This is a genomic window from Symbiopectobacterium purcellii, assembly GCF_052050035.1.
Classification (GTDB): Bacteria; Pseudomonadota; Gammaproteobacteria; order Enterobacterales; family Enterobacteriaceae; genus Symbiopectobacterium; species Symbiopectobacterium purcellii_A.
The window spans coordinates 3946666-3959387 of record NZ_CP189882.1; the positions used below are offsets into that span (position 1 = coordinate 3946666).

At 54.2% G+C, this 12722-nt stretch carries 10 protein-coding genes and 2 pseudogenes; 8 read left to right on the forward strand and 4 right to left on the reverse strand.

All coding sequences use genetic code 11. From position 1 onward, the window contains the following. Positions 1-8: 8 nt before the first annotated feature. A pseudogene (locus tag ACQGXV_RS26980) lies at positions 9-932 on the reverse strand (MFS transporter); the annotation flags it as partial. A gap of 423 nt (positions 933-1355) precedes the next feature. Here ACQGXV_RS26980 and fruB point away from each other — a divergent pair. Genes fruB through fruA form a run of 3 tightly spaced genes read left to right on the forward strand, consistent with a single transcriptional unit; the run spans position 1356 to position 5126 of the window. After that, positions 1356-2486, forward strand: coding sequence for a fused PTS fructose transporter subunit IIA/HPr protein (fruB, locus tag ACQGXV_RS26985; RefSeq protein WP_440863734.1), 1131 nt, complete (start codon positions 1356-1358; stop codon positions 2484-2486). Then, the gene (gene fruK, locus ACQGXV_RS26990; protein ID WP_440863735.1) at positions 2483-3424 is read left to right on the forward strand and encodes a 1-phosphofructokinase; all 942 of its coding nucleotides are present in this window, start codon (positions 2483-2485) and stop codon (positions 3422-3424) included. The genes fruB and fruK overlap by 4 nt, the downstream gene beginning before the upstream one ends. Before the next feature lie 16 nt (positions 3425-3440). Continuing rightward, entirely contained in the window at positions 3441-5126 is a 1686-nt protein-coding gene (gene fruA, locus ACQGXV_RS26995) for a PTS fructose transporter subunit IIBC (protein ID WP_440863736.1), read from the forward strand. 56 nt (positions 5127-5182) lie between these two features. Here fruA and nfo read toward each other — a convergent pair whose 3' ends face one another. The 3 genes and pseudogenes from nfo to ACQGXV_RS27010 all read right to left on the reverse strand — a co-directional run. Continuing rightward, on the reverse strand, positions 5183-6025 hold the full coding sequence (gene nfo, locus ACQGXV_RS27000) for a deoxyribonuclease IV (RefSeq protein ID WP_440863737.1): 843 nt from the start codon (positions 6023-6025) through the stop codon (positions 5183-5185). Positions 6026-6306: 281 nt separating this feature from the next. Continuing rightward, entirely contained in the window at positions 6307-7326 is a 1020-nt protein-coding gene (locus ACQGXV_RS27005; protein ID WP_440863738.1) for an IS110 family transposase, read from the reverse strand. Between the two features lie 244 nt (positions 7327-7570). After that, positions 7571-8269: pseudogene (locus ACQGXV_RS27010) on the reverse strand (YeiH family protein); the annotation flags it as partial. 35 nt (positions 8270-8304) lie between these two features. On the opposite strand from ACQGXV_RS27010, the gene ACQGXV_RS27015 reads away from it, so the two are divergent. From ACQGXV_RS27015 to fghA, 5 genes are all read left to right on the forward strand, one after another. After that, positions 8305-8670 (forward strand): IS630 transposase-related protein, encoded by a 366-nt coding sequence (locus ACQGXV_RS27015; protein ID WP_440862584.1) that lies wholly within the window; start codon positions 8305-8307, stop codon positions 8668-8670. Then, a complete protein-coding gene (locus ACQGXV_RS27020) occupies positions 8594-9127 on the forward strand; it encodes an IS630 family transposase (protein WP_440862665.1) in 534 nt (177 codons plus the stop codon). The genes ACQGXV_RS27015 and ACQGXV_RS27020 overlap by 77 nt, the downstream gene beginning before the upstream one ends. Before the next feature lie 266 nt (positions 9128-9393). Next, positions 9394-10413 carry an IS110 family transposase gene (locus ACQGXV_RS27025; RefSeq protein WP_440863739.1) on the forward strand — a complete coding sequence of 340 codons (1020 nt, stop codon included), beginning with the start codon at positions 9394-9396 and terminating at the stop codon, positions 10411-10413. Between the two features lie 281 nt (positions 10414-10694). After that, the gene (locus tag ACQGXV_RS27030) at positions 10695-11816 is read left to right on the forward strand and encodes an S-(hydroxymethyl)glutathione dehydrogenase/class III alcohol dehydrogenase (RefSeq protein WP_440863740.1); all 1122 of its coding nucleotides are present in this window, start codon (positions 10695-10697) and stop codon (positions 11814-11816) included. A gap of 25 nt (positions 11817-11841) precedes the next feature. Next, entirely contained in the window at positions 11842-12684 is an 843-nt protein-coding gene (gene fghA / locus ACQGXV_RS27035) for an S-formylglutathione hydrolase (protein ID WP_440863741.1), read from the forward strand. Positions 12685-12722 lie beyond the last annotated feature (38 nt).

Sequence of the window (12722 nt, forward strand, 5' to 3'; positions counted from 1 at the left end):
ACACAGCCTAGCAGCGCCCACTCTGCGCTAAACAGCACCAGTCCAACATAGAACAGCAGGCCTGCGCCAACGGCAATGCGCATCAAAAAGCGTTTGCCAACGCGTTTTGCCACATAGCCCGCAATCAACATGACCGGAATTTCCAGGCCTGCCGCCGTGCCCATCATGATCCCGGCCAGCTTTTCAGAAAGTCCCAGCGCGTTGACCACATATAAAGGCATGGTGATCAGGTAAACCCCGTTGCACGTCCACATGGCGCTGCAGGCGAAAAAAAGCAGCAGCGTGTCGTGCCGATTCTGACGCTGTGACGCCAGCGTGGTATCCGTTTTCAAGGCGGATTTTGGCATTGAAGGGAGCAGAAAAGTCACCAGCACGCCACACAGCAAAAAGACAACCGCTGCGCTGAGGTACATCACCGGGAAACCAAAACCCAGCGCCAAGGCAAAGGCCACTGGCGGACCAATCACCCAGGACAGGGAAATTTGAGCACGCATCACCGAACTGAACATTGCGGCTTCACGCCCGGTGCGATCGGCGTGCTCACGTGCCAGCGCGAACAGCTGTGCGTTAGCCGTCGAACCAAAGCTTGAGAGAATGACGCCGACAATCAGCAAGATAAAGTAATTACGGTTCCAGGCATACAGCACGCATCCCAGTGCACCCAGTATGCAACAGTGCAGAATCAGCCGTTTACGATCGCCTTGCTTGTCGGAGTGCGTGGCCAGCATTTGGCTCACCACAATGCCGATAACGGCGCTGCCCGTATAGTAGAGCCCCACCATCAGCGGGTTTACCTTTACTTCGGTCGAAAGGAACAGGCTTAACGTCGGCAATTGCAATGCCCCGGCAATACCGGTTAGGAAAGCAATAACCAGGAACGCAGAGGATGTCAGATCGGGCTGACGCCGCAATACGGAGTTCAATATAGACATAGTTAACAATCTAGGGCAGTGCGTGTGTGAGTCAGAAAACGTATGGGCGATACGCGCGTGCAAAAAACGTGCAAGATGAGAGTAAGTGCCGTTTGAGTCAGATAATGCAAGCCGTGATACCACAGCGAGCGTGCGCATTTTACGCGAGTTTTGCGCGTTCTGAAAAGATGTTTCATATTTTTTGCTTCAGCAGGCCTTCAGCTGGTTCGGTTTTCTACTATTAATTCAGAATGCTGAATGGCTAAAATGTGCGTGATGTCAAAAATCCATAACATGAAAGTCGTGGAATATTTGCATAAAAGCAACATTAGGCCCAGACTCAGTGAAAAGTTTCAGTAATCCTTTTTTGCATTGCTTGCTACTAGTGGTATTATATGCTCATTTGTTTGCTGAAACGATTCAACAGAAGCGGAGAGGAGCGTCATGTTCCAGTTATCACAGCAAGATATTCACATGGGTGCGGCTGCCAGCGACAAGCAGGACGCTATCCAACAAGTGGCAGCTGCACTGGCTGCTGCCGGGTGTGTCAGCCCGGCGTATGTCGATGGCATGTTGCAGCGTGAACTGCAAACGTCGACCTATTTAGGGAATGGTATTGCTATCCCACACGGCACAACCGATACGCGCGATCTGGTGCTGAAGACCGGCGTTCAGGTGCTTCAATTTCCGCAGGGGATTGTCTGGGGAGAGGAAACTGCCTATGTGGTGCTGGGCATCGCAGCCCGCTCGGATGAACACCTGGCGTTATTGCGTCAGCTAACCCACGTGTTGAGCGATGAAAACGTGGCAGCGCGTATGGCAAAAACCGCGTCAGCAGAAGAGTTGCGCAGTTTGCTGATGGGTGAGCAGCAGGGCGCGGATTTCCGGTTTGATACCTCGTTGATTACGCTGGACGTTGCAACGGACAGCCTGCTGACGTTACAGGCGCTGAACGCGGGCCGTTTGCAGCAGATCGGTGCCGTCGATGCCGGGTTTGTCAGCGCAGCCGTCAGTCAGAAACCGCTGTATCTGGGACAAGGGGTGTGGTTGAGCGATAACGCACAGGGCAATCTGGCGAGTGCTGTCGCCGTAAGCCGTCCTGTCGCCGCCTTTACCGCTCATGACGAACCGGTGGCGCTGCTGATTACGGTTGCCGCCGCAGATGAACAAGCGCTGGCCCCCATTGATTATTTAAGCAACCTGCTGATCGCACAGAAAGCTGAACGCTTGCTGAATGCCGATGCCGCCACGCTGCTGGCATTGCTGACCAGCGACGTACCGGAAGAAAACGATGTGCTGACCGCCGATTACACCATCCGAAACGAGCATGGGCTGCACGCACGTCCGGGGACCATGTTGGTGAATGTTATCAAGCAGTTCACCAGCGAGATCACGGTGACCAATCTGGACGGTACCGGCAAGCCGGCCAACGGGCGCAGCCTGATGAAGGTGGTGGCGCTGGGCGTTAAAAAGGGCCATAAGCTGCGCTTCACCGCAGCAGGCAGTGATGCTGAACAGGCATTGGCGGCGATTGGCGAAGCAATTAATTCTGGATTAGGGGAGGGCGCAGCATGAGCAGGCGAGTTGCCACCATTACCCTGAATCCCGCGTATGACCTGGTGGGATATTGCCCCGAAATTGAACGGGGTGAAGTCAACCTGGTGCAGACGGCGGGTCTTCACGCCGCAGGCAAAGGTATTAATGTTGCCAAAGTGCTGAAAGACCTCGGGATTGACGTCACGGTGGGTGGATTTCTGGGCAAAGACAATCAGGACGGTTTTCAGCAATTGTTCAGCGAACTGGGCATTGCCAACCGTTTTCAGGTTGTACCCGGCCGCACGCGTATCAACGTCAAGCTGACGGAAAAAGCCGGTGAAGTGACCGATCTCAACTTCTCCGGGTTCGATGTTACACAGCAAGACTGGCTGCGCTTCGTCAATGACTCGCTCAGTTGGTTATGGCAGTTCGACATGGTTGCCGTCAGTGGCAGTTTGCCCGCGGGCGTCGATCCGGATGCGTTTACCGATTGGATGTCACGCCTGCGTACCCAATGCCCGTGCATTATTTTCGACAGCAGCCGTGAGGCGCTGGTCGCTGGGCTGAAAGCCGCGCCCTGGTTGGTGAAACCCAACCGTCGTGAGCTGGAAATCTGGGCAGGCCGTAAGCTGCCTACGCTGGAAGATGTGGTAGACGCTGCCCATGCGCTGCGCGAGCAAGGTATCGCTCATGTGGTGATCTCGTTGGGGGCGGAAGGTGCTCTGTGGGTCAACGCCTCAGGTGCCTGGTTGGCCAAACCACCGGATTGCGATGTTTTCAGCACCGTAGGTGCCGGTGATTCCATGGTCGGCGGATTGATTTATGGCCTGTTAATGCGTGAATCAAGTGAACACACCTTACGACTGGCAACCGCCGTGGCGGCGCTGGCCGTAAGCCAAAGCAATGTTGGCATTACCGATCGACCTCAGTTGGCCGCGATGATGGCGCGTGTAGACCTGAAACCCTTCAATCACTAACAGCAAGAGATAGATCATGAAAACGCTGCTGATAATAGATAAATCACTGGGGCTTGCCAGAAGCCACCTGGTGAAAAAACTGCTCGGCGCGGCGGCTGCGAAAGCGGACCTGACGCTGACTGACAAGATCGATGAAAGCGAACTGGCGATTGTCTTGGGCGGCGCACTGTCTGCTGACAGCGCGCTCAATGGCAAAAAGGTGTATGTCGGTGATGTTGAACTGGCTGCCAGCCAGCCCGAACAATTCCTGACGCAGGCGAAAGCACAGGCTGAGTTGTATCAGGCTCCTGCGGGGGCGGTGAGTGCGCCTTCAGTACCGCGTATCGTAGCGGTGACGGCGTGCCCGACCGGCGTGGCACACACCTTTATGGCAGCAGAAGCCATCGCGCAGGAAGCGAAAAAACGCGGCTGGTGGGTGAAAGTGGACACGCGCGGCTCCGTTGGCGCCGGTAACGCGATCACGCCGGAAGAAGTTGAGCAGGCCGATCTGGTTATCGTGGCAGCGGATATTGCAGTGGATCTGTCGAAGTTTGCCGGCAAAAAAATGTACCGCACCTCAACCGGACTTGCGCTGAAGAAAACGGCGCAGGAACTGGATAAAGCGCAGGCAGAAGCCACGGTGTACCAGTCATCGGCGCAAAGTGGTGCACAGCCAGCCAGTACCGGACAGAAAAAGGGCGGCACCGGACCGTATCGCCATTTGTTGACGGGCGTGTCCTTCATGCTGCCGGTGGTGGTGGCAGGGGGCTTGTGTATCGCGCTATCGTTCTTGTTTGGCATCGAGGCATTTAAAGAGGAAGGTACGCTGGCAGCACACCTGATGAACATCGGGGGCGGTTCAGCCTTTAAGCTGATGGTGCCGGTGTTAGCGGGTTACATTGCATTCTCTATTGCTGACCGTCCCGGTCTGGCTCCGGGGATGGTTGGCGGTATGCTGGCCATGAGTACCGGTGCGGGGTTCTTGGGCGGTATTATCGCGGGCTTCCTGGCGGGTTATCTGGCGAAAGCGCTCAGTGACCATGTCAAGCTGCCGCAAAGTATGTCTGCCCTGAAGCCGATCCTGATTATTCCGCTGGTGGCGACGCTCATCACCGGTCTCATCATGATCTACGTGGTAGGTACGCCGGTAGCGAAAATCCTGACGGGCTTAACCAGCTGGTTGCAATCCATGGGCACGGCTAACGCTGTGATTCTGGGTGCAATTCTGGGCGGCATGATGTGTACCGATATGGGCGGTCCGGTGAACAAGGTGGCCTACGTGTTTGGTACCACATTGCTCAGTAGCCAGATCTACGCGCCGATGGCGGCGGTTATGGCCGGAGGCATGGTTCCGCCGTTGGCGATGGGCCTTGCGACGCTGGTGGCTGCGAAGAAATTCAGCGCGTCCGAGCGTGAAGGGGGCAAAGCCGCATTTGTGCTCGGCCTGTGCTTTATCTCTGAAGGGGCAATCCCTTACGCGGCGCGTGATCCGATGCGTGTACTGCCGTGCTGTATTCTGGGGGGCGCCATTACTGGGGCGCTGTCGATGGCCGTGGGCGCACACCTGATGGCACCGCACGGCGGGTTGTTTGTGCTGTTGATCCCAGGTGCGATCACGCCGGTACTGGGCTACCTGTTCGCGATTCTGGCGGGCACCGCGGTGGCGGGTCTGCTGTATGCTTTGCTGAAACGTCCTTACGAGCAGTTGGTGAAAGCGGCGTAAGTGGTAAGCCAATACTGAACGCGATGCTAAAACGCCAGCCGTAAGGCTGGCGTTTTTTATGCGGCTTGTGCTTTTAGCCAGGCGATTTCATCGGCCCAGATATCCGGATTAACGGTCTCCAGAATCAACGGGATTCCGTCAAAACGTGGGTCGCGCATGATATAGCGGAAGGGGGCGTGCCCGATGTTTCCTTCTCCCAGGCTGTGGTGGCGATCGACGCGGCTGTTAAAGGCACTTTTGGCATCGTTCAGGTGCATACCGCGCAGATAACCAAAGCCCACGGTGCGATCGAACGCGGCAAAGGTTTCATCACAGGCGGCGTCGGTGCGGATATCGTAGCCACCGGCAAAAGCGTGGCAGGTATCAATGCATACCCCTACGCGGGTTTTATCCTCGACGCCGTCAATAATGGCCGCCAGATGTTCAAAGCGGAAGCCCAGGTTGGTGCCTTGGCCTGCGGTGTTTTCGATGACAGCCGTTACGCCTTGAGTGGCATCAAGCGCGATATTGATCGACTCGGCAATGCGCGCCAGACAGTCACGTTTATCAATCTGTTTCAAATGGCTGCCGGGGTGAAAGTTTAGCAATGACAGCCCCAACTGTTGGCAACGCGCCATTTCATCAATAAAGGCGCTGCGTGATTTCTCCAACGCCTCGGTGTCCGGGTGACCGAGATTGATCAGATAGCTGTCGTGCGTAAGGATCTGCCCCGGCTGGTAGCCGTACTGTTGGCAGACAGCCTTGAACTGTGCAATCACCGTTTCGGATAACGGTGCAGACTGCCACTGGCGCTGATTTTTGGTGAACAAGGCAAATGCGGTTGCCTTGAGTTCGTGGGCCCTGATAACTGCCTGATCCACTCCGCCGGCCGCGCTGACGTGTGCGCCTACATATTTCATGCTGTTCTATATGAACGCATCCCGTTTGTAAAGCATTCGTGGTGTTGACATTGACAGTAGGTTGCAGCTCTATATTCGGCCTTGTTGCAGCCGCTGCTGCGGGCCTCGATGAGATTCGCTGACTCACACCTCATTCTCCTGGCGAGCTTTAAGCTCAACACCCCATTCAGGTTTAGTGAGTCACGGTCTTACCTGTCGTTGTCATCACTACGGCTGCCCTAGCAACCTTTCAGCATTCACCCTTCTATTAAAAGAGTTAATGTTTTGCCAGTATCTGTCGTTCAGAACGGCCTGACACTGACGTGTTTTTTGTCGTAAGTTCGGCTATGTGCCACCAGGGCCCACACCGTGCGCGCTATCTTGTTAGCCATCCCCACCACCGCAACGCTGGTTGTCCGTCTTTTCAGCAGCTCCGTAACCCACGGGTTCGGCTCTTTCGCCAGCAGCGTCGCAGCCCTGGCTCCGTGGATAAACAGCGTCCGCAGATAAGCATCGCCGCGTTTACTGATGCCCAGAAGCCTCACTTTGCCGCCGGTGCCTGTTTGCTTTGGCACCAAGCCGATGTAGGCTGCGAACTCCCGTCCTGATCGGAAGGCTCCCGCATCTCCCATGATGGTAACTGCTGCGGTGGCAACCAGTGGGCCAACATCTGGAATGTCCATAATCCGCCGACAGACCTCATTCTGTTTCGCCCAAGTGGCAAGCTGTTTTTCGATACCCTCTATCTGCATATCCAGGTCATTGAGGCGCCGATGCTGGTCTTCAAACTGGTAGATCAGGAACGGTGGCAGTTTTTCCTTAAGTCGCTCAAGCACCTCTGGCATCGCCTTGTCCAGTGACGCCCGGCCTTTACGCACAGTTTCGCCGAACTCCAACAGCAATCCGTGCAGCGCGTTGATTTGCTCGGTGCGGAACTTCACTAACTGGCGGCGCATTTTGTGCAGCGACAGTACTGCCTGCTGTTCCTCAGTTTTGACGGCAACGGCTTTAGCTGGCTGCTGGACCGCCATCCAGATAGCACGGGCATCCATCACGTCATTTTTATTGCCCATCACGAAGGCCTTGACGAATTTGCCCTGGAGTAGTCTGACCTTATGCCCCAGTTTTTCCAGCTCCCGCGCCCAGTACTGGGAACCGCCGCAAGCTTCCATGCCAATCAGGCAAGGCTCCCGATTGCTGAAGTATTCCAGCAGCGCGTCGCGCTTTATCTGTTTATCGATGACTTCACCGGTATGTTCATTAATGAAGTGAACCTGCATCAGATGTTTTGCGATATCGACGCCAACAGGGGTATATTTCATGTCGTGGATCCTCCAGTTATCAGGGAGCTTTATGCATCCCGTGTTGGGCACAATGATGCCGGAAGTCTGCGAGGATCCACACCTTACCTGCCGAACCCTTCGCTGCTCTCAAATGTGTGGGATGCGTTCATCTCATTCTCCTTATTGCTCTTGCGCACAGTATGCCACTGTTATTAACCAAAGGTGATCGCTTGGCGTAAAAAGCGTAACAACATGCTAACCATGTGGCGTACCAAAGGCGTATTTATGCCAACAACGCCGTAATACCAAGGTTGATACCGGCCCCGCCAACCATCAGCCAGATAAACAGCAATAGCGCCAGCAACAGCGGCTTGCTACCTGCACGCCGCACCGCGCTGAAACGGGTTGTCACGCCCAATGCGCCCATGGCCATCGCCAATAGCAGATTATCAATCTGGTTGACGGTGGTTAACCAGGTATCCGGCAGCCAATGGAGCGAATTAAACCCGGCCACTGCGATAAAACCCACGGCAAACCAGGGGAAGGCCATTGGCGTTTTTTCTGTGGTGCTGCTGGTGCGACGTTGCAGAAATCCCCCTAACAGCATGAGAAACGGCGCCAATAGCATGACGCGAAACATCTTGCTAATCACTGCGGTGTTTTCGATCTCCGGTGAAAGGCTGTGGCCTGCCGCCACAACCTGGGCCACTTCATGTACGGTGGATCCGATATAAACGCCGAAAGTCTGCGGCGAGATGGGCAAATAGTCGCCAGTCACGGCCAGTGAGTAGAGACAAGGATAAAGAAACATGGCGATAGTGCCGAAGATGACAACGGTAGCGACAGCAATCGCCACGCTGTCGCCCTCCGCCTTGACCGTTGGCGCGGTGGCCAGCACCGCTGCGGCACCGCAAATGCTGCTGCCTGCACCGATGAGATATACTGTCTTGTCATCAAGGCCAAACAGAGTTTTGCCCAGATATAGCTAAACGACTTAATTTTGATTACATTATTTAAATGAGCTATTCAATTGATTTTAGACGTAAAGTGATATCTACACGGAAAAACGAAGGGTTGAGTATCCGAGAAACAGCGAAGCAATTTCGGATTGGCCCTGCCTCTGTATCGCGTTGGATTAATCAAATAGAGTCAAAAGCATCGACCACGCGTCAGCGAAAGATCGATAAATCCGAGTTGATAAAAGATGTTGAACAATATCCAGATGCTTACCAAAAAGAACGTGCAGAGCGTTTTGGCGTTTGTCAGAAGGCCATTTGGCAAGCGCTTAAAAAGCTGGGATTGACCTATAAAAAAAACTCTACGTCATCCGAAAGCCGACGAAAACGCCCGGCAGGGATTTCAACAAAAAAAACAACAGTATGAAAAAGAAGGTAAACCTATTGTTTTTATTGATGAAAGTGGTTTTTCACACGATGCCCCACGGACTCACGGCTATTCCCCAAAAGGTCAACGGTGTTTTGGCCTGAAGAACTGGGGAGCTAGGGGAAGAACAAATGTTATCGGCGCTTTATTAGGCACAACGCTGTTTGCTATCGGATTATTTGATATCAATATTAACAGCGATGTTTTCTATGCCTGGGTCACACAAGTCCTTATCCCAGTACTCCCTAAAAACAGTGTAATCATGATGGACAATGCCACTTTTCACAAAAAACATAATATTCAACAAGTCATCATCGATGCAGGGTATATGGTGGAGTATTTGCCTACATATTCGCCAGATCTTAACCCAATTGAGCATAAATGGGCACAAGCAAAAAGCAAAAAAAGAGAGATGGGTTGCGATACAGAGAGTTTGTTCTCAGTCCATATGGTGTAATCAAAATTAAGTCGCTTGGCTATAAGTCGTTCGGCGATAAGGTGAAACTTGAGGACTTCCGCTGCGTCAAGGTGAAAAACAGGAACACGTGGTAAATAGCACAATAAACCATCCCATTGACGCAAGGAGAATGAGATGAACGCATCCCACACATTTGAGAGCAGCGAAGGGTTCGGCAGGTAAGGTGTGGATCCTCGCAGACTTACGGCATCATTGTGCCCAACACGGGATGCATAAAGCTCCCTGATAACTGGAGGATCCACGACATGAAATATACCCCTGTTGGCGTCGATATCGCAAAACATCTGATGCAGGTTCATTTCATTAATGAACATACCGGTGAAGTCATCGATAAACAGATAAAGCGCGACGCGCTGCTGGAATACTTCAGCAATCGTGAGCCTTGCCTGATTGGCATGGAAGCTTGCGGCGGTTCCCAGCACTGGGCGCGGGAGCTGGAAAAACTGGGGCATAAGGTCAGACTACTCCAGGGCAAATTCGTCAAGGCCTTCGTGATGGGCAATAAAAATGACGTGATGGATGCCCGTGCTATCTGGATGACGGTCCAGCAGCCAGCTAAAGCCGTTGCCGTCAAAACTGAGGAACAGCAGGCAGTACTGTCGCTGCACAAAATGCGCCGCCAGTTAGTGAAGTTCCGCACCGCGCAAATCAACTCTCTGCACGGATTGCTGTTGGAGTTCGGCGAAACTGTGCGTAAAGGCCGGGCGTCACTGGACAAGGCGATGCCAGAGGTGCTTGAGCGACTTAAGGAAAAGCTGCCACCGTTCCTGAACTACCAGTTTGAAGACCAGCATCGGCGCCTCAATGACCTGGATATGCAGATAGAGGTTATCGAAAAACAGCTTGCCACTTGGGCGAAACAGAATGAGGCCTGTCGGCGGATTATGGACATTCCAGGTGTTGGCCCACTGGTTGCCACCGCAGCAATTACCATCATGGGAGATGCGGGAGCCTTCCGATCAGGACGGGAGTTCGCAGCCTACATCGGCTTGGTGCCAAAGCAAACAGGCACCGGCGGCAAAGTGCGGCTTCTGGGCATCAGTAAACGCGGCGATGCTTATCTGCGGACGCTGTTTATCCACGGAGCCAGGGCTGCGACGCTGCTGGCGAAAGGGCCGAACCCGTGGGTTACGGAGCTGCTGAAAAGACGGACAACCAGCGTTGCGGTGGTGGGAATGGCTAACAAGATAGCGCGCACGGTGTGGACACCGGTGGCACATAGCCGAACTTACGACAAAAAACACGTCAGCGTCAGGCCGTTCTGAACGACAGATGCTGGCAAAACATTAACTCTTTTAATAGAAGGGTGAATGCTGAAAGGTTGCTAGGGCAGCCGTAGTGATGACAACGACAGGTAAGACCGTGACTCACTAAACCTGAATGGGGTGTTGAGCTTAAAGCTCGCCAGGAGAATGAGGTGTGAGTCAGCGAATCTCATCGAGGCCCGCAACAGCGGCTGCAACAAGGTCGAATATAGAGCTGCAACCTACCGTCAATGTCAACACCACGAATGCTTTGCAAACGGGATGCGTTCATATAGCACACCATGAACATGATCAAAACCCGCGCCGCTGTCGCCTGGGGCCCTAACCAACCGCTCTCGGTTGAAGACGTTGATTTGATGCCGCCACAGAAAGGCGAAGTCCTGGTGCGTATCGTCGCGACGGGCGTGTGCCATACCGATGCCTATACACTATCTGGCAAAGGCCCGGAAGGCGTATTCCCCGCCATTCTGGGTCACGAAGGTGGTGGTATCGTTGAAGCCATTGGCGAGGGCGTGACCAGCGTCGCCGTCGGCGATCACTTGATTCCGCTGTATACGTCAGAATGTGGCGAGTGTAAGTTCTGTCGCTCCGGCAAAACCAACCTGTGTCAGTCGATTCGTAGCACCCAAGGTAAAGGGTTGATGCCGGATGGCACCACTCGTTTCTTTAAAGAGGGTAAGCCGATTTTTCACTACATGGGTACCTCTACCTTCGCGGAACTGACGGTAGTGCCCGAAATCTCGCTGACGAAGATCAATAAAGAAGCGCCGCTGGAAGAAGTGTGCCTGCTGGGCTGCGGTGTAACCACCGGCATGGGTGCCGTACTGAATACGGCCAAGTTGAAGCCCGGTGACACCGTCGCCGTGTTCGGTCTGGGCGGTATCGGTCTGTCGGCGATTATCGGCGCACAGATGGCTGGGGCTGGTCGCATTATCGGTATTGATATCAACACCAGCAAGTTCGATCTGGCCCGCAAACTGGGGGCAACCGATCTGATCAACCCAAAAGATTACGACAAACCGATTCAGGATGTGATTGTTGAGCTGACCGATGGCGGCGTGGACTTCTCTTTCGAATGCATCGGCAACGTTACCGTGATGCGTTCTGCGCTAGAGTGCTGCCACAAAGGCTGGGGCGAATCCGTGATCATCGGCGTTGCCGGAGCCGGAGAAGAAATCGCGACGCGCCCGTTCCAATTGGTGACAGGACGCGTATGGCGCGGCTCAGCGTTTGGCGGTGTAAAAGGTCGCAGTCAACTGCCCGGTATCGTCGATCGCTATCTGAAAGGTGAATTCCCGCTAAAAGATTTTATTACTCATACCATGCCGCTGGAACAGATTAACGAAGCCTTCGATTTGATGCATGAAGGCAAATCGATTCGTACTGTTATCCACTATCGTTAATCCGCGCACCAGGAGGCACGCCCCCATGAATGAGACGCTGGAATTACTGGAAGAGCATCGCCTGTTTGGCGGTTGGCAGCAGCGCTATCGCCATACCTCAAGCAGCGTGAATGGCCCGATGACGTTCAGCATTTATCTGCCGCCAACCGCAGACGATACGCCACCGCCGGTGCTGTATTGGCTGTCAGGGTTGACTTGCAATGATGAGAACTTCACCACCAAAGCGGGCGCGCAGCGTATCGCCGCCGAACTGGGGTTGGTGCTGGTGATGCCGGATACCAGCCCGCGTGGAGAAACGGTTGCCAACGATCCCGGTTACGACCTGGGTCAAGGCGCAGGGTTTTACGTCAACGCCACCCAAGCGCCGTGGGCAGCGCACTATCGCATGTACGATTACGTCAGCATCGAGCTGCCGGCGCTGGTGCGTGAGCATTTCAACGTCAGCGACCGTCAGTCGATCAGTGGACACTCAATGGGCGGTCATGGCGCATTAATGCTGGCGCTGCGCCATCCTAAGCGTTATCGGTCCGCTTCTGCGTTTGCACCAATCGTTAATCCAAGCGAGGTTCCGTGGGGATGTAAAGCCTTTACCGCTTATCTCGGCACCGATGAAACGACCTGGCGGGCCTATGACACCTGCTATCTGCTGGCGCAGACTACGGCTCGATTGCCGCTGCTGGTCGATCAGGGCGACAGCGATCAGTTTTTACCCGATCAGTTGCAGCCCGCGCGCTTGGCACAACAGGCAGAGGAACAGGGTTGGCCGCTGACGTTACGCACGCAGTCTGGTTATGACCACAGCTATTACTTTATCGCCAGTTTTATTGAAGATCATTTGCGTTTTCATGCAAGCCATCTGAAGGCTTAAGCGCAATCCCCCAATGAGGCCGGTCGTCCGATCTGCCT